The 18167-nt window shown below is 41.7% G+C and carries 13 protein-coding genes and 1 pseudogene; 11 read left to right on the plus strand and 3 right to left on the minus strand.

The window, feature by feature from the left end; genetic code table 11:
* Positions 1–66: 66 nt before the first annotated feature.
* From NSQ12_RS07810 to splB, 7 genes and pseudogenes are all read left to right on the plus strand, one after another.
* A pseudogene (locus tag NSQ12_RS07810) lies at positions 67–1032 on the plus strand (LacI family DNA-binding transcriptional regulator).
* Between the two features lie 62 nt (positions 1033–1094).
* A complete protein-coding gene (gene glcT, locus NSQ12_RS07815; RefSeq protein ID WP_003218635.1) occupies positions 1095–1961 on the plus strand; it encodes a ptsGHI operon transcription antiterminator GlcT in 867 nt (288 codons plus the stop codon).
* 228 nt (positions 1962–2189) lie between these two features.
* Complete coding sequence (gene ptsG, locus NSQ12_RS07820) at positions 2190–4289, plus strand: PTS glucose transporter subunit IIABC (RefSeq protein WP_003244661.1); 2100 nt, start codon at positions 2190–2192, stop codon at positions 4287–4289.
* Between the two features lie 97 nt (positions 4290–4386).
* Positions 4387–4653 carry a phosphocarrier protein HPr gene (locus NSQ12_RS07825; RefSeq protein WP_003154654.1) on the plus strand — a complete coding sequence of 89 codons (267 nt, stop codon included), beginning with the start codon at positions 4387–4389 and terminating at the stop codon, positions 4651–4653.
* Positions 4653–6365 (plus strand): phosphoenolpyruvate--protein phosphotransferase, encoded by a 1713-nt coding sequence (ptsP, locus tag NSQ12_RS07830; RefSeq protein WP_003218638.1) that lies wholly within the window; start codon positions 4653–4655, stop codon positions 6363–6365. The genes NSQ12_RS07825 and ptsP overlap by 1 nt, the downstream gene beginning before the upstream one ends.
* A gap of 90 nt (positions 6366–6455) precedes the next feature.
* A complete protein-coding gene (gene splA / locus NSQ12_RS07835) occupies positions 6456–6695 on the plus strand; it encodes a splAB operon transcriptional regulator SplA (protein WP_003218644.1) in 240 nt (79 codons plus the stop codon).
* 77 nt (positions 6696–6772) lie between these two features.
* Positions 6773–7801 (plus strand): spore photoproduct lyase, encoded by a 1029-nt coding sequence (splB, locus tag NSQ12_RS07840; protein ID WP_339176426.1) that lies wholly within the window; start codon positions 6773–6775, stop codon positions 7799–7801.
* On the opposite strand, the gene NSQ12_RS07845 is transcribed toward splB, so the two are convergent.
* A complete protein-coding gene (locus NSQ12_RS07845; protein WP_339176675.1) occupies positions 7794–8495 on the minus strand; it encodes a GNAT family N-acetyltransferase in 702 nt (233 codons plus the stop codon). The genes splB and NSQ12_RS07845 overlap by 8 nt on opposite strands.
* Before the next feature lie 134 nt (positions 8496–8629).
* On the opposite strand from NSQ12_RS07845, the gene mcpC reads away from it, so the two are divergent.
* Together mcpC and NSQ12_RS07855 are read left to right on the plus strand one after the other, a co-directional pair.
* The gene (mcpC, locus tag NSQ12_RS07850) at positions 8630–10597 is read left to right on the plus strand and encodes a methyl-accepting chemotaxis protein McpC (protein ID WP_339176428.1); all 1968 of its coding nucleotides are present in this window, start codon (positions 8630–8632) and stop codon (positions 10595–10597) included.
* A 137-nt stretch (positions 10598–10734) separates the two neighbouring features.
* Positions 10735–11601 carry an NAD(P)-dependent oxidoreductase gene (locus tag NSQ12_RS07855; protein WP_033884227.1) on the plus strand — a complete coding sequence of 289 codons (867 nt, stop codon included), beginning with the start codon at positions 10735–10737 and terminating at the stop codon, positions 11599–11601.
* Positions 11602–11639: 38 nt separating this feature from the next.
* Here the strand turns inward: NSQ12_RS07855 and NSQ12_RS07860 are convergent, their stop codons facing one another.
* Positions 11640–12413, minus strand: coding sequence for a CAP domain-containing protein (locus tag NSQ12_RS07860; protein WP_003244693.1), 774 nt, complete (start codon positions 12411–12413; stop codon positions 11640–11642).
* Between the two features lie 336 nt (positions 12414–12749).
* Between NSQ12_RS07860 and NSQ12_RS07865 the strand changes: the two genes are divergently transcribed.
* A complete protein-coding gene (locus tag NSQ12_RS07865; RefSeq protein WP_038427627.1) occupies positions 12750–14873 on the plus strand; it encodes a penicillin-binding protein 2 in 2124 nt (707 codons plus the stop codon).
* 163 nt (positions 14874–15036) lie between these two features.
* On the plus strand, positions 15037–16857 hold the full coding sequence (kinA, locus tag NSQ12_RS07870) for a sporulation histidine kinase KinA (RefSeq protein ID WP_080529263.1): 1821 nt from the start codon (positions 15037–15039) through the stop codon (positions 16855–16857).
* Positions 16858–16867: 10 nt separating this feature from the next.
* Here kinA and NSQ12_RS07875 read toward each other — a convergent pair whose 3' ends face one another.
* Entirely contained in the window at positions 16868–18049 is a 1182-nt protein-coding gene (locus tag NSQ12_RS07875) for an aminotransferase A (protein WP_014479654.1), read from the minus strand.
* Positions 18050–18167: the final 118 nt, after the last annotated feature.

Consider the following 18167-nt stretch of genomic DNA (forward strand, 5'->3'; position numbering starts at 1 on the left):
GGTACGTCCATATCATATTGTATGAAACGCATTCCAGATCAAGGGGATTTAGAAAGAAGGGGATCTATGGCTAATATTAAAGACATTGCAGAAAAAGCCGGTGTCTCTGTTACAACGGTTTCCCGAGTCATAAACAATCATCCATACGTCAGTGAAGACAAACGAAAAAGAGTGTTTGAGGCAATGGAATCATTGGAGTACACGAGAAATATTCACGCTGTACATTTGTCGAAAGGATTTTCAAACATGATTGGTGTTGTCTTGCCGACGGTTAATCTGCCATATTTTGCAGAGCTGATTGCAGGAATAGCCGACGCAGCCGCGGAATCTGGGGTTCACCTCTCTTTATTCCAAACAAACTATGAGGTACAAAAAGAAATCTTTGCGCTTTCCCAATTAAAGCAGCGCCAGGTTGACGGCCTGATTTTTTGCTCAAAGGCGCTTGCTGATGAGAAACTCATGGAATGGGAGGGCCCGATTTTGCTTTGCCAGAATTCAGATAATGCCCGCTTCCCAACCATCAGCATTCCTCACCAAGAAGCATTTCGGAACGGCTTGGACTATTTAATTGCCAAAGGGCACAAAAAAATAGCCATCTGTTTGGCAAGAAAAAAAGGCATGAACAGCCATTTTCGAATCAAAGCCTACAAAGAGGCATTGGAAGAGATCGGCGAGGCATTTCGTGAAGACTGGGTAGTTGAGAAAGCGATTACAATCAATGATGGGAAGGCGCTTTTTCATAAATGGAATACGTGGAAGGAAAAGCCGACGGCTATTTTTGTTGCCAATGACCAAGTCTCAGCAGGGCTTTTTCTTGAAGCAAAGAACCAGCGGGTGTCAGTACCGGGTGAGCTTGCAATCTTAAGCGTTGATAACCACGAAATCAGCCAAGCGCTTGGAATCACAACGATCGATATTCAGACAAGGTAAATGGGAAAGCAGGCATTTGCCATACTGGAAAAAAGAATTCAAGGACAGCCGATTGAAAGGAAAGTTCTGGATTACCGTCTCATCGAAAGATCGACTGTTTAGTGAATGCATTGAAAAAAGGTTTGACGTGCATTCTGTTCGTTATGTACGATATGAGGTATTGAATGACAAAGGAGCTGAGGATCGTGAATGGGTCCTTCACAGTGAAAAAGGTACTGAATAATAACGTATTAATTGCTTCTCATCATAAATACAGCGAAGTCGTTTTAATCGGAAAAGGTATTGGTTTCGGAAAAAAACAAGATGATGTCATTGAAGATAAAGGCTACGATAAAATGTTCATTTTAAAAGACGAGAAGGAACAAAAGCAGTTTAAAAAGCTCCTTGACTATGTTGATGAAAAGCTCGTTGATATTTCAAACGATGTCATCTATCACATAAGCAATAGGACTAATCACTCATTAAATGAACATATTCACATTGCGTTGACAGACCATATCGCATTTGCGATCAAAAGGCAGCAGCAGGGATTTGATATGAAAAATCCATTTCTAATGGAGACTCAGTCACTATATCCTGAGGAGTACCAAATTGCCAAAGAAGTCATAGATATGATCAATGAAAAAGCGGGAATCTGCCTTCCGGAAGGGGAGATTGGTTTTATCGCTCTGCATATCCATTCAGCGTTGACAAACCGTCCGCTGTCCGAGGTCAATCAGCACTCTCAGCTCATGGCGCAGCTTGTCGAGGTGATTGAAGACTCATTTCAAATGAAAGTAAATAAGGAAAGTGTGAACTATTTGCGGCTGATCAGGCATATCAGATTTACAATAGAAAGAATTAAAAAAGAAGAACCGACTAAAGAACCAGAAAAATTAATGTTGTTATTGAAAAATGAATATCCGCTATGCTACAATACAGCTTGGAAATTGATTAAAATCTTGCAGCAAACATTGAAGAAACCAGTTCATGAGGCGGAAGCGGTTTATCTGACGCTTCATCTGTACCGATTAACCAATAAAATTTCATAAATTCAGTTTATCCTTATAACGTGTTACTGATTCGATCAGGCATGAGTGATTGAGGGAAAAAAACGGGAAGTTCATTCTCGTTCTTTTGCGCACCCAATTTTGCTCATGCCTTCTTGTTGTGTAAAAGGGCAAATGTAAACGGTTAAACTGGAAGACTTACGCCTGTGAATTCGTTGTCATGATTTTTAGCTGTAAGGTCAGACTAGTAAAAAGAGGAGGTCAATTCTTATGTTTAAAGCATTATTCGGCGTTCTTCAAAAAATTGGGCGTGCGCTTATGCTTCCAGTTGCGATCCTTCCGGCTGCGGGTATTTTGCTTGCGATCGGAAATGCGATGCAAAATAAGGACATGATTCAGGTCCTGCATTTCTTGAGCAATGACAATGTTCAGCTTGTAGCAGGTGTGATGGAAAGCGCTGGGCAGATTGTTTTCGATAACCTTCCGCTTCTTTTCGCAGTAGGTGTAGCCATCGGGCTTGCCAATGGTGATGGAGTTGCAGGGATTGCAGCAATTATCGGTTATCTTGTAATGAATGTATCCATGAGTGCGGTTCTTCTTGCAAACGGAACCATTCCTTCGGATTCAGTTGAAAGAGCCAAGTTCTTTACGGAAAACCATCCTGCATATGTAAACATGCTTGGTATACCTACCTTGGCGACAGGGGTGTTCGGCGGTATTATCGTCGGTGTGTTAGCTGCATTATTGTTTAACAGATTTTACACAATTGAACTGCCGCAATACCTTGGTTTCTTTGCGGGTAAACGTTTCGTTCCAATTGTTACGTCAATTTCTGCACTGATTCTGGGTCTTATTATGTTAGTGATCTGGCCTCCGATCCAGCATGGATTGAATGCCTTTTCAACAGGATTAGTGGAAGCGAATCCAACCCTTGCTGCATTTATCTTCGGGGTGATTGAACGTTCGCTTATCCCATTCGGATTGCACCACATTTTCTATTCGCCGTTCTGGTATGAATTCTTCAGCTATAAGAGTGCAGCAGGAGAAATCATCCGCGGGGATCAGCGTATCTTTATGGCGCAGATTAAAGACGGCGTACAGTTAACGGCAGGTACGTTTATGACAGGTAAATATCCATTTATGATGTTCGGTCTGCCTGCTGCGGCGCTTGCCATTTATCATGAAGCAAAACCGCAAAACAAAAAACTCGTTGCAGGTATTATGGGTTCAGCGGCCTTGACATCCTTCTTAACGGGGATCACAGAGCCATTGGAATTTTCTTTCTTATTCGTTGCTCCAGTCCTGTTTGCGATTCACTGTTTGTTTGCGGGACTTTCATTCATGGTCATGCAGCTGTTGAATGTTAAGATTGGTATGACATTCTCCGGTGGTTTAATTGACTACTTCCTATTCGGTATTTTACCGAACCGGACGGCATGGTGGCTTGTCATCCCTGTCGGCTTAGGGTTAGCGGTCATTTACTACTTCGGATTCCGATTTGCCATCCGCAAATTTAATCTGAAAACACCTGGACGCGAGGATGCTGCGGAAGAAACAGCAGCACCTGGGAAAACAGGTGAAGCAGGGGATCTTCCTTATGAGATTCTGCAGGCAATGGGTGACCAGGAAAACATCAAACACCTTGATGCTTGTATCACTCGTCTGCGTGTGACTGTAAACGATCAGAAAAAGGTTGATAAAGACCGTCTGAAACAGCTTGGCGCTTCCGGAGTGCTGGAAGTCGGCAACAACATTCAGGCTATTTTCGGACCGCGTTCTGACGGGTTAAAAACACAAATGCAAGACATTATTGCGGGACGCAAGCCTAGACCTGAACCGAAAACATCTGCTCAAGAGGAAGTAGGCCAGCAGGTTGAGGAAGTGATTGCAGAACCGCTGCAAAATGAAATCGGCGAGGAAGTTTTCGTTTCTCCGATTACCGGGGAAATTCACCCGATTACGGATGTTCCTGACCAAGTCTTCTCAGGGAAAATGATGGGTGACGGTTTTGCGATTCTCCCTTCTGAAGGAATTGTCGTATCACCGGTTCGCGGAAAAATTCTAAATGTGTTCCCGACGAAACATGCGATCGGCCTGCAATCCGACGGCGGAAGAGAAATTTTAATCCACTTTGGTATTGATACCGTCAGCCTGAAGGGCGAAGGATTTACGTCTTTCGTATCAGAAGGAGACCGTGTTGAGCCTGGACAAAAACTTCTTGAAGTTGATCTGGATGCAGTCAAACCGAATGTCCCATCTCTCATGACACCGATTGTATTTACAAACCTTGCTGAAGGAGAAACAGTCAGCATTAAAGCAAGCGGTTCAGTCAACAGAGAACAAGAAGATATTGTGAAGATTGAAAAATAAGGGTGTTAGTACGCCGTGCTTGTCAGATGACAAGTACGGTTGTATGATATAATATTGTGAAGTAATAAAGCTTTAAGTTAAAAGGAGAATGATAAAAATGGCACAAAAAACATTTAAAGTAACTGCAGATTCTGGAATCCATGCTCGTCCTGCGACAGTTCTTGTACAAACTGCTAGCAAATACGACGCTGACGTTAATTTAGAATATAACGGCAAAACAGTTAACCTTAAATCTATTATGGGTGTTATGTCTTTAGGTATCGCTAAAGGCGCTGAGATCACAATCTCTGCTTCCGGAGCTGACGAAAACGATGCTCTTAACGCTTTAGAAGAAACAATGAAAAGCGAAGGACTCGGCGAGTAATGCAAGAATTAAAAGGGATTGGTGCTTCAGCCGGCATCGCGATTGCAAAAGCATACCGGCTTGAAGAGCCAGATTTAACGGTTGAAAAGAAAAACATCTCTGATTCTGAAGCGGAAGTAAGCCGTTTTGATGAAGCGATTGCACGTTCAAAAGAAGAGCTCGAAAAAATCAAAGAGCACGCTTTGAAAGAACTGGGTCAGGATAAAGCTGATATTTTTTCTGCTCACCTTTTAGTTCTCAGTGACCCTGAGCTTCTGAACCCTGTGAAAGAAAAAATCAGCACTGATTCAGTGAACGCTGAATTCGCTTTAAAAGAAACGTCTTCTATGTTCGTTACCATGTTTGAATCTATGGACAACGAATATATGAAAGAGCGTGCGGCAGATATCCGCGATGTAACAAAACGCGTAACCGGCCACCTGCTTGGCGTCGAAATTCCAAACCCAAGCATGATCTCAGAAGAGGTTATTATTGTAGCTGAAGACTTAACACCGTCTGACACAGCCCAATTAAACCGTGAGTTCGTAAAAGGATTCACTACTGATATCGGCGGACGCACATCTCACTCTGCCATCATGGCACGTTCTCTTGAGATTCCAGCAGTTGTTGGAACGAAAGCGGCTACAGGCACGATCCAAAACGGCGTGACTGTTATCGTTGACGGTATCAATGGCGATGTCATTATTGACCCATCTGCGGAAACTGTAAAAGAGTATGAAGAAAAACATAATGCTTATTTGGCTCAAAAAGCTGAGTGGGCGAAGCTTGTCAATGAACCGACTGTCTCAAAAGACGGACATCATGTAGAGCTTGCAGCGAACATCGGTACTCCTGATGATGTAAAAGGTGTTCTTGAAAACGGCGGAGAAGCAGTTGGCCTTTACCGTACAGAATTCCTTTACATGGGAAGAGATCAGCTGCCTACAGAAGATGAGCAGTTTGATGCTTACAAAACGGTTCTTGAGCGTATGGAAGGAAAATCAGTCGTCGTGCGGACACTTGATATCGGCGGAGACAAAGAGCTTCCTTACCTGCAGCTTCCTAAAGAAATGAACCCGTTCCTGGGATATAGAGCGATTCGTCTTTGCCTTGAAGAGCAAGAAATCTTCAGAACACAGCTTCGCGCGCTGCTTCGTGCAAGTACATACGGAAACTTGAAAATCATGTTCCCTATGATTGCGACAGTTAACGAATTCAAAGAAGCAAAAGCGATCCTTCTTGAAGAGAAAGAAAAGCTCGTAAAAGCGGGACAGGCTGTATCTGACGATATTGAAGTCGGAATGATGGTTGAGATTCCGTCAACTGCAGTCATCGCTGATCAGTTTGCTAAAGAGGTTGATTTCTTCAGTATCGGAACAAACGATTTGATCCAATACACAATGGCAGCTGACCGTATGAATGAACGTGTATCTTACCTGTATCAGCCATACAACCCGGCAATCCTTCGCTTAATTACACTGGTAATTGAAGCAGCACACAAAGAAGGAAAATGGGTTGGCATGTGCGGAGAAATGGCAGGAGACGAGATTGCGATTCCAATCCTTCTCGGCTTAGGCTTAGATGAGTTCTCAATGAGCGCAACGTCTATTCTTCCGGCAAGAACACAGATCAGCAAATTGTCTAAACAAGAAGCTGAGTCATTCAAAGAGAAAATCTTATCTATGAGCACGACAGAAGAAGTTGTCGCGTTCGTAAAAGAAACATTCAAGTAATGTACAAAAACCAGACGGCCTCCGGCCTGTCTGGTTTTTTTCATAAGTAAGGGTATAGAAGGACACAATAACATGGCTAGGAGGGATAGTATGTCAAACCAATTTAACGCAGGAGATACTGTTTATGTGATCTACAGAAATCCGCACGCCGCCAATGTAGCCCACATAAAGGAAGCCGAAATTGTGCACCATCCATACCATGAAGGTGAGCTTTCCCTGTTTATTTATGAAACCTATCACCCGTTCGCAGAGGACGATGCTGTGTTTGCAAGCTATGAAGAAGCTAAATCACTTTACAAAGAACTCTTTGATATTGATCCGTATGAGTAACAAGGAAATCATTACAACTCATATCCTTTCCGCCTAGTGAGAAAAGTAACGTTAGTAAAGGAAAAGGATGTGGCATCATGCAGAACCCATTTGTTCCGCAGCTTGTATATATAGAACCGAGGGCGCTGGAATATCCGCTAGGCCAAGAATTACAAGATAAATTTGAAAATATGGGCATTGAAATCAGAGAAACAACATCCCACAATCAGGTGCGTAATATTCCTGGGAAAAATCATCTTCAGCAATATCGCAATGCGAAATCAACTTTAGTTATCGGTGTCCGGAAAACATTAAAGTTTGATTCATCCAAACCCTCGGCCGAATATGCCATTCCGTTTGCAACAGGCTGCATGGGGCATTGTCATTACTGCTACCTGCAAACAACCATGGGATCAAAGCCGTATATCAGAACTTATGTAAACGTCGAAGAGATTTTGGATCAGGCAGATAAGTATATGAAGGAGCGCGCACCAGAGTTCACAAGGTTCGAAGCATCATGTACGTCAGACATTGTAGGAATTGATCATCTGACACACACGCTGAAGCGCGCCATTGAACATTTTGGCCAAAGTGATCTCGGAAAGCTCCGATTTGTAACGAAATTTCATCATGTCGATCACCTATTAAACGCAAAGCATAATGGGAAAACGAGATTCAGATTTAGTATTAATGCCGACTATGTGATTAAAAACTTTGAGCCGGGAACTTCACCTCTTGATAAGCGGATAGAAGCGGCAGTAAAAGTTGCAAAAGCAGGCTACCCGCTAGGCTTTATTGTTGCTCCGATATATATTCATGAAGGCTGGGAAGAAGGATACAGACATCTGTTTGAAAAGCTTGATGCTGCTTTGCCGCAGGACGTTAGACATGACATAACGTTTGAATTAATCCAACACCGTTTTACAAAACCGGCCAAACGAGTGATAGAGAAAAATTATCCGAAGACGAAGCTCGAATTAGATGAAGAAAAGCGCCGTTATAAATGGGGCCGTTACGGGATCGGAAAATATATTTATCAGAAAGATGAAGAGCATGCACTTCGAGAAGCACTTGAATCCTATATTGATACCTTTTTCCCTAACGCAAAAATTGAATATTTCACTTAAACGGGCTGTTGTGATCAACAGCTCTCTTTTTATAAAAAGGATTTTTCCATTCCATCAAAACGCCGTAATTCAATGATTCTTTATCCTCCAAATAATTGCTGACTACACGAATAGGTGAACGCCCGCAACGGAGGAGAAAGGACAGCACAGGGTCGTTTTTCCTGCCTTCCATCACATCTTCAACGTACTGAACAGCGCTGATCTCGTGTGCGTATTTATGATATAAAGGAATGCGGCAGCCGCCGAGAAGGCGCTCCAGTCTCTTATCAACAGTCAGCTCATACATCGTATTCATCAGCCATTTTCCGATTCCAAGCTTTCGATAATGAGGAGAAACAGAAATATCCACTACATATAAAGTATTTCCAAGAGGTTCATGATTTTTAATCGATCCGTTGTCAGTTGCTTGTGCCCATGTATGATCAGGAGAATCAGGCTCAAATTGTACAATAAGAGCAGTCATGGAACCGATAATTCTGCCATTGATGAGCGCGCATAAAGCGCCTTCTGGAAAGGTTTTGATATGGCTGGCAAGCTGGTCCTCTGACCACAGCAATTCCTGGGGAAACGGAGGAGGGAAACATTCTTCTTGAAGAGAAATCAGCCTCTCGATGTCAGTCGCAGTGTAGTTTCTAATAGTCAGAGCCTCAAATTTTCTGCCGTCATGCACATACATTTGTTTTAGTATGATCATCACTCTCCTTATGTTGTTTCATTATAAAGAAGATTGAATTTTCAGTAAATATATTCCGATTTTCTTATAATTTATTTTTTGATTATTCATTTTTCAAACGAAAGGGCCGATATAGAAATTAGGAGGGGATTGGTTTGTTTAAAAAACTTCACATGAAGATTGCTGTTTTTGTTTCGATTATGTTAATCATCACAGTTGTTCTTTTAATGCTGTCTTCTTATTTGACGCTAAAACCGATGATTACAGAGGATGGGAAAAATACAACTCAAAACGTGACGCAGTCACTTGAACAAAATATTGAATTGCAATTAAAGAGTTATGCCATTTCGTTATCAAGATTGGCTAATGGGGAATTAACGCATACATTTGTAACGAAACCAAGTAAAGAAGCTTCTCGGCTGTTTCACGATGACATTAAGCAAATCAAAGATAACGATGATTATGTTGCGATGGCTTACATAGGCACCGCAAAAAAAGAAATGTTTACATATCCAAAAGCGGATTTCGCTGAGGATTACGATCCAACATCAAGACCATGGTATAAGCGTGCAGCTGAAACCCCGGATCAAGTTGTTTGGACGGAACCTTATAAAGATGTCGTGACAGGAGACATGATTGTTACTGCATCGAAAGCGATCTTAGACGGGCAAAAAGTGATAGGGGTTGCCAGCTATGACTTGAAACTCTCTGCTATCCAGAGTATGGTCAATAAACAAAAGGTGCCTTACAAAGGATTTGCCTTTTTAGCTGATGCGAGCGGCAATCTTTTAGCCCATCCGTCAAATCAAGGAAAAAATATATCAAAGGATCAAACACTGCAAACCATCGCATCCGAGAAACAAGGGATACAAGATGTGAATGGGAAAATGGTTGTGTACCAAACGATTGGCGAAACGGGCTGGAAGGTCGGAACGCAGTTTGATACCGATCAATTAATGTGGATTTCAGATAAAATGAATCGGGCAAATCTTTGGATATCATTGATTGCGCTTATCATAACAATTATTCTCAGCTACTTCCTGGCCAAAACGATAACCGGTCCGATACAGCAGCTGATCGTAAAAACGAAAGCTGTTTCCGCAGGCGATTTAACAGTGCGCGCGGAATCAAAATCTAAGGATGAAGTCGGTATTTTAACAAGAGATTTCAATCTGATGGTTGAAAATATGAAGGAAATGGTTGAGCAAGTGATACTCTCTTCAGGGAAAGTATCTGACACCTCTGAACAACTAACGGCTGTCGCTGCCGAAACTAATGAAACAAGCGGACAAATTGCAAAAGCGATTGAAGAAGTAGCCGCAGGGGCATCGGAACAGGCTTCTGAAGTTGAAACCATTAATGAAAAATCGGAAAGCCTGTCAACGAAAATCAGGCAAATCGCTGAGGAGGCAGGCGGAATTAAAGAACGCTCAAAATCGTCCGAGGATGCAAGCTATAAAGGACTTGATGCGCTCGGCCAGCTGCTGATGAAATCAAACGAAGCCAATATGGAAACGAAAAAGGTTGAAACGATGCTGCTGGATTTGGAAAATCAAACTAAGAATATTGAAGAAGTCGTTACAGCGATTTCAAACATATCTGATCAAACCAACTTGCTTGCCTTAAATGCCAGTATTGAGGCAGCCAGAGCCGGAGAAAGCGGGCGCGGTTTTGCCGTCGTAGCCGATGAAGTGCGGAAGTTAGCTGAGCAATCAGCCCTTTCTACAAAGCATATCAGCGAGACTGTGAAGCTTATCCAGCTTGAGACAAAAGAGGCCTCTCACGCGATGGTTGAGGCAAGCAGAATGAATGATGAACAAAACAGTGCAATTCACGAAACTGGAGAGGTATTAAATACGATAACTGCAGAAATGCAGTCACTGGTACAAGGTATTGATCACATTTACGCGGAAATTCAAAGAATGAGTGAAGAACAGCTTGCGATATCTGAAGCTATTCAAAGCATTTCAGCCATATCACAGGAATCAGCTGCCGCAGCAGAGGAAGTGAACGCATCAACCGATGAACAGCTTGTCACCCTTGAGAAAGTCAAACACTCAACGGAAACACTAAAACATGCAAGCCAAGAGCTTATGAACACAATTGCAAAATTCACATTGTAATCCAATTACATCCCCAAACATCATTTGTTTTGGGGATTTTTTATTTTATAAGATGAATAGATATGGTAGTCTAGAAAATGAAGGAAAAATGATAAATTTTAACTAAAATCTAAACGAAACATCTGGGAGGAATGACCTTGAAAAAAACAATTGGTTTTATCGGTCTTGGAGTAATGGGAAAAAGCATGGCATCACATATTCTCAATGACGGCCATCCTGTATTGGTGTACACCCGGACAAAAGAAAAAGCAGAAAGCATACTTCAAAAAGGCGCGATCTGGAAAGATACGGTCAAAGATCTTTCGAAAGAAGCGGATGTTATCATCACAATGGTCGGCTATCCCAGTGATGTTGAGGAAGTGTATTTTGAAAGCAATGGAATTATTGAAAACGCAAAAGAAGGCGCATATCTTATTGATATGACGACATCTAAGCCTTCGCTTGCGAAGAAGATTGCTGAAGCGGCCAAAGAAAAAGCATTGTTCGCTTTAGACGCTCCTGTTTCCGGTGGAGACATCGGTGCACAAAACGGAACACTCGCGATTATGGTCGGTGGAGAAAAAGAAGCTTTTGAAGCCTGCATGCCGATTTTCTCTTTAATGGGAGAGAATATTCAGTATCAAGGACCGGCTGGAAGCGGACAGCATACCAAGATGTGCAATCAGATTGCAATTGCAGCCGGTATGATCGGTGTTGCTGAAGCGATGGCTTATGCCCAAAAATCAGGCCTAGAGCCGGAAAATGTTCTGAAAAGCATCACAACGGGCGCAGCCGGAAGCTGGTCATTGTCAAATCTTGCTCCCCGTATGCTGCAAGGCAACTTTGAACCGGGATTTTATGTGAAGCATTTTATTAAGGATATGGGAATCGCACTAGAGGAAGCAGAATTAATGGGGGAAGAAATGCCAGGCTTGTCGCTCGCAAAATCCTTATATGACAAGCTAGCTGCTCAAGGTGAAGAAAACAGCGGAACACAGAGTATCTATAAGCTTTGGGTGAAATAAAAAAAGATTGCCTGTATGAAACAGGCAATCTTTTTTTATTATTTTCCGATGAATTGTTGTGTCCAGATGCTTCCAGACTCAACGTAGCCAACACCGATGTGAGTAAAGTTAGGGTTTAGAATGTTTTTTCTGTGTCCTTCACTGTTCATCCAAGCTTTTACTACTTCTTCTGGTGTCTTTTGGCCCTTCGCAATGTTTTCACCTGCTGTTTTGTAGCTGATTCCGAAAGATTTCATCATATCAAACGGTGAGCCGTATGTTGGGCTTTGGTGATCAAAGTAGTTTTTGTCTTTCATATCCTGAGATTTTGCGCGTGCGGATTTGCTTAACGTTTCATCAATTTGAAGCGGCTTTAATCCTTGTTTTTGTCTTTCTGCATTTGTAAGTTCAACAACTTTTTTCTCATATGCACTTACAGATGAAGGTGCAGATGTTGTTGTGTTTGTTTTTTCAGCAGTTGCAGGTGCTTTAGAAGCAGTGTTTTGATCAGCAGCTGCTTTTTCAGTAGTCTTTTGTGCAGGTTTTGCCGTTTCTGTCTTTTGAACATCCTGAACTTTCACGTTAGATTGCTTCGCATGTTTTTGAAGAAGCTGCTTCATCTCTTTTTCGTTTGCAGCGTTTAACGTTTTGATATTTGTGTTAATATGCAGCTTTTTCACTGCATCGTTAAGTGACATGTTTTGTACTGTGTTCCCCGTTTTTACTGTAACCACAGGCTGGCAGGAGAGTTCTTTCGCTGATGCTTGCTGTACGCCCCCGAATGTGAATAATCCAACCGCAGCGGCAGCAGATAAAATAAATGCTTTCTTCATTAGTTCGTAACCTCCTAGAGTTGTTTGTTTCTACAGAAAAATCATAACATAGCTTTTTTGTCATAAAGATTCCAGCACTTTCCTTTGACAAATAGAGATTGTCATTTTCGTAAAGTAAATCCGTTGAATCACTAAGAATAAGGGAATCAGCGGTATATATGATTTTATCGTACCGTTACATAGCTTCCTTTTTTTTGAACCGTTAGTTATATTTTAATGTGTTTTTATATTGACAGCTTTTTTTACTCCTTTTCGCTGTAACAACTATTACAAAGGTGTTACAATTAATCTCAGTATATGTAAATATATTGAATGATTTGAGAGGGGTAACCAGAAGTGACTGAAATAGGACGTGAACCAAAGAAAAAGAGCAAAGGAAACAGAGCAATCAGAATGAACCTTTTTTTCCTAGCTGTCTTTGTTCTATTCACTGCATTAATTTTTAAGCTCGGGGTTGTTCAAATTGTTGAAGGCGAACAGCATGAAGAAGACGCTGAGAAATCAAATGCAAAAACAGCTTACTATCCTGCGCCTCGCGGGAAGATGTACGACAGAAACCAGAAAGTTGCTGTCGACAACCAGAGCGTTCCAGAAATTGTGTATGTATCAACATCTAGCACAAAAACAGAAGATAAAATCAAAACAGCGAAGCGGCTTGCTTCTTTCATTCATATTGATACCGAATTTTTGAAGGAAAGGGATCTTCGTGATTACTGGATCGCAGCTCATCCGAAAAAAGCCGCCGCTCTACTTAAGGAATCAGAAAGCAATCTGAAAGGAGACCAGGCTTACAAGCTTCAAATAGAGCGTGTTCCGGATCAAGAATTAAAGGCTATTCAGCAAGATGACGAAGAAATGGAAACTGCTGCGATATATACAAGGTTTTCAAGCGGAAATGCTTACGAACCTCAAATCGTAAAGGCAATGAATCCGAATAAGAGCAATAGCAATGGAAAAAACGGAGCGCTGCTTGATGAGAAGAAAAACTCCTCGCAAAGACCAAAAAATGACTTAACATATGATGAAATTTCCATTGTTTCTGAGCATTTAGAAGAACTTCCGGGAATCGATATCGTAAACGATTGGACACGAAAATATCCTTATGACAAAACCCTTTATTCTGTTTTCGGGGGCGTCACGACACCTGATCAGGGCCTGCTGAGCGACCGGAAAGATTTCTACTTAACTAGAGGCTATGCGAATAATGACAGGGTGGGAAAAAGTTATTTAGAGTATCAATATGAAGAATATTTAAATTCGCATAAAGAAAAAGTGGAATACGTAGAAGATAATAAAGGAAATGTCGTCAGCCAAAAAACCATTGATAAGGGCAGCAGGGGATACGATCTTCAGCTTTCTTTTGACATGGAGCTTCAGGCAAAGGTAGAAAAGATCATTGAAGAAGAAGTAAGAAACAGCCGTGCACGCGGAAATTACATGCTTGACAGAGCCTTTGCCGTAATGATGGACCCGAATAACGGCGATATTTTATCAATGGCAGGGAAAAAGATAGATTTAAAAACCAACAAAATTGAAGATTATGCGATAGGGGCATTTACCACCCAATATGAAATGGGATCAGCAGTAAAGGGGGCCACCGTGCTAGCCGGCTATCAGGACGGGATCCCGCATTATAAATATTTTGTTGACATGCCACTGTATTTTGCAGGAAACGGTAATAAGCCTAAGAAGTCCTATATGAATATGGGAACTATTAATGAATTAACGGCATTGCAAAAAAGCTCAAACGTATACATGTTTAATGTCGCCATGCACATTGCCGGTGTCACATACAAGCCGCATGGACCTCTTCCTGCTGACCAGAAGGATTTAAACAAAATGAGAAATTACTACAGCCAATTTGGCCTGGGAGTAAAGACAGGTATCGATCTGCCGCAGGAATCAGCCGGTATGCAAACTACACCTGATGCGGTAGGGGGGTTAATTTTAGACTTGGCCATTGGACAATACGATACATATACACCGCTTCAAATGGCTCAGTACATCTCATCAATTGCCAATGGGGGGTACCGCATTCAGCCAAGAATTGTTACAAGTGTTCATGAGCCCAGCAAAAAAGAAGGCCTTGGGAAGACCATTGAACAAAGAAAGCCAAACATTCTCAACAAAATTAACAACTCAGAAAGTGACATTCAGCAGGTGAAGACTGGAATGAAGCTAGTTACCACTTCGGGAACAGCTAGAAATACATTTGCAGAGGATGTTTCCGGAAAAACAGGAACTGCTCAAACATTTTATTACGGAACAAATCGTAATTGGTGGGGAAAAAGCACGTACAATCTAACATTTGTCGGCTATTATCCGTCAAAAAATCCAAAAGTGGCTTTCAGTGTTGTTGTTCCTTCTGTAGCGAACGACCACGACCCGATCAACAAACTCATTGCCAAAAGAGCTATCCACGCCTACGCAGAGCTCGAAAAAAAACACAGTAAAAAATAAAAAACAGGGTGCACAACTAAAAGATTGTGTGCCCTTTCTTTTATTCAAAAATTGACGTTCACCATAAGAATAGAAGGAGAATACTCATTTTCTAGCGAATCATACTAGGTAAAAGTCAATCTGTATATGTCGAAACACGATGATCATGCAAAGGAGGGATTCTGTGGAACAGGATACGCAGCATGTTAAACCACTTCAAACAAAAACCGATATTCATGCAGTCTTGGCCTCTAATGGACGCATCATTTATATATCTGCCAACTCCAAACTGCATTTGGGCTATCTCCAAGGAGAGATGATCGGATCATTCCTCAAAACGTTTCTGCATGAGGAAGACCAATTTTTGGTTGAAAGCTATTTTTATAATGAACATCATCTGATGCCGTGCACCTTTCGTTTTATTAAAAAAGATCATACGATTGTGTGGGTGGAGGCTGCGGTAGAAATTGTTACGACAAGAGCTGAGCGGACAGAACGGGAAATCATTTTGAAAATGAAGGTTCTTGAAGAAGAAACAGGCCATCAATCCCTAAACTGCGAAAAACATGAAATCGAACCTGCAAGCCCGGAATCGACTACATATATAACGGATGATTATGAACGGTTGGTTGAAAATCTCCCGAGTCCGCTATGCATCAGTGTCAAAGGCAAGATCGTCTATGTAAACAGCGCGATGCTTTCAATGCTGGGAGCCAAAAGCAAGGATGCTATTATTGGAAAATGGTCCTATGAATTTATTGAAGAAGAATATCATGATATCGTGAAAAACAGGATTATACGAATGCAAAAAGGAATGGAAGTCGGAATGATTGAACAGACGTGGAAAAGGCTTGATGGCACACCTGTTCATTTAGAAGTGAAAGCATCCCCGACCGTCTACAAAAACCAGCAGGCTGAGCTGCTGCTGCTGATCGATATCTCTTCAAGGAAGAAATTCCAAACCATCCTGCAAAAAAGCCGTGAACGATATCAGCTGCTGATTCAAAATTCCATTGATACCATTGCGGTGATTCACAATGGAAAATGGGTATTTATGAATGAGTCTGGAATTTCCCTGTTTGAAGCGGCTACATATGAGGATTTAATTGGCAAAAACATATACGATCAGCTGCATCCTTGCGATCACGAGGATGTAAAAGAGAGAATCCAAAACATTGCCGAGCAAAAATCAGAATCTGAAATTGTCAAGCAATCCTGGTTCACCTTTCAGAACAGGGTCATCTATACGGAGATGGTCTGCATTCCGACGACCTTTTTTGGTGAAGCGGCCGTCCAGGTCATTCTTCGGGACATCTCAGAGAGAAAACAAACAGAAGAATTGATGCTGAAATCGGAAAAATTATCAATCGCAGGGCAGCTCGCGGCGGGAATCGCCCATGAGATCCGGAACCCGCTTACAGCAATCAAAGGATTTTTACAGCTGATGAAACCGACAATGGAAGGCAACGAACATTACTTTGATATTGTGTTTTCTGAACTCAGCCGTATCGAATTAATACTCAGTGAACTGCTCATGCTGGCGAAACCTCAGCAAAATGCTGTCAAAGAATATTTGAACTTGAAAAAATTAATTGGTGAGGTTTCAGCCCTGTTAGAAACGCAGGCGAATTTAAATGGCATTTTTATCAGAACAAGTTATGAAAAAGACAGCATTTATATAAACGGGGATCAAAACCAATTAAAGCAGGTATTCATTAATTTAATCAAAAATGCAGTTGAATCAATGCCTGATGGGGGAACAGTAGACATTATCATAACCGAAGATGAGCATTCTGTTCATGTTACTGTCAAAGACGAAGGGGAAGGTATACCTGAAAAGGTACTAAACCGGATTGGAGAGCCATTTTTAACAACAAAAGAAAAAGGTACGGGGCTTGGATTAATGGTGACATTTAATATCATTGAAAACCATCAGGGAGTTATACATGTGGACAGCCATCCTGAAAAAGGCACAGCGTTTAAAATTTCATTTCCAAAAAAATAAAAACAACGGCTTAAACGCCGTTGTTTATCGTCTGCATTGCTTCACGTTTTTTTAATACAAATAATTCTAAACGGTCTAAGCCTTCTCTCAGCGTGTCCATTGAGCATGCAAAAGACAGCCTTACATATCCTTCACCATATGTTGAGAACGAGCTGCCCGGCACGAGTGCCACGCCAGCGTCTTCCAAAAGAGCCATACTAAAATCAAATGAAGTCATTCCAAATGATTTAATAGAAGGGAAGATATAAAACGCACCGGACGGTTTAACTACGTCAAGTCCCATGGAAACAAGACGGTCATAAACATAGTCCAGACGTTTTTTGTATTGTTCTCTCATAATCAATGCATCGTCAAAGCCGTTTGTGACAGCTTCAAGCGCGGCTTTTTGAGAAATGGATGAGGCGCACGACACATTGTATTGATGAACCTTTAAAATGTGCTTTGCAATGTCTTTCGGTGCAAATAAAAATCCAATTCTCCAACCGGTCATGCTGTGTGATTTTGACAAGCCGTTAATGACAATTGTTTGATCCCGCAAATGGTTTGCGATGGAGTAATGCGGTCTGTCATATGTTAATTCACTGTATATTTCATCGGACAATACGAAGACATTTCTGCCTTTTAAAAGGGCTGCGATGCTTTTCAGTTCTTCTTCAGATAAAGTCACGCCGGTAGGGTTTGACGGATAAGGAAGCACGACACACTTGGTGTTGGGTGTCAGAGCATCTTCAATCAGCCGGGCGGTAAGCTTAAAGCCGTGTGACGTAGTATCAACAATGACAGGCTTGGCCCCGCACAAATTGATAATAGGTTCATAGCCCGGATAAATAGGCCCTGGCATAATGACTTCATCACCGGGAGATAAAATCGTCCGGAATGCAGCATCAATGGCTTGGCTTGCGCCGGTTGTGATGATAATTTCAGATTCAGCATCATAGTTGAAATCCGCTTTTTTCTTCATATAAAGCTGCACAGCTTGTCTCAGCTCCAGGTAGCCGGCATTCGGAGTATATGACGTCACGTTTTCATCAATGGCTTTTTTTGCGGCAGCTTTCACATGATGCGGTGTGAAAAAATCAGGCTGGCCGATTGTAAGTGAAATGACGTCTTCGTGTTGGGCTACAAGATTCGAGAATTTGCGTATTCCTGAAATTTCGATCTCTCTTGCTTTCGGATTCAGCAAATGTTCCATAATTCATCACCTTAACAAATATAATGAGTTTATCCTATTTTACCACTAGCTGATCATTTGTCACCTTTTTAACTGATATATTTCGATTGTATGCGCCTTTTTTCTAAACATACCTTTC

This window comes from Bacillus sp. PS95, from assembly GCF_037963565.1.
In the GTDB taxonomy this organism is placed as follows: Bacteria; Bacillota; Bacilli; order Bacillales; family Bacillaceae; genus Bacillus; species Bacillus subtilis.

Excerpts from the sequence above, each read along its gene's own strand:
- glcT (WP_003218635.1), top strand. The coding sequence starts at position 1,095 with ATGACAAAGGAGCTGAGGATCGTGAATGGGTCCTTCACAGTGAAAAAG.
- ptsG (WP_003244661.1), top strand. The coding sequence starts at position 2,190 with ATGTTTAAAGCATTATTCGGCGTTCTTCAAAAAATTGGGCGTGCGCTT.
- NSQ12_RS07825 (WP_003154654.1), top strand. The coding sequence starts at position 4,387 with ATGGCACAAAAAACATTTAAAGTAACTGCAGATTCTGGAATCCATGCT.
- ptsP (WP_003218638.1), top strand. The coding sequence starts at position 4,653 with ATGCAAGAATTAAAAGGGATTGGTGCTTCAGCCGGCATCGCGATTGCA.
- splA (WP_003218644.1), top strand. The coding sequence starts at position 6,456 with ATGTCAAACCAATTTAACGCAGGAGATACTGTTTATGTGATCTACAGA.
- splB (WP_339176426.1), top strand. The coding sequence starts at position 6,773 with ATGCAGAACCCATTTGTTCCGCAGCTTGTATATATAGAACCGAGGGCG.
- NSQ12_RS07845 (WP_339176675.1), bottom strand. The coding sequence starts at position 8,495 with ATGATCATACTAAAACAAATGTATGTGCATGACGGCAGAAAATTTGAG.
- NSQ12_RS07860 (WP_003244693.1), bottom strand. The coding sequence starts at position 12,413 with ATGAAGAAAGCATTTATTTTATCTGCTGCCGCTGCGGTTGGATTATTC.
- NSQ12_RS07875 (WP_014479654.1), bottom strand. The coding sequence starts at position 18,049 with ATGGAACATTTGCTGAATCCGAAAGCAAGAGAGATCGAAATTTCAGGA.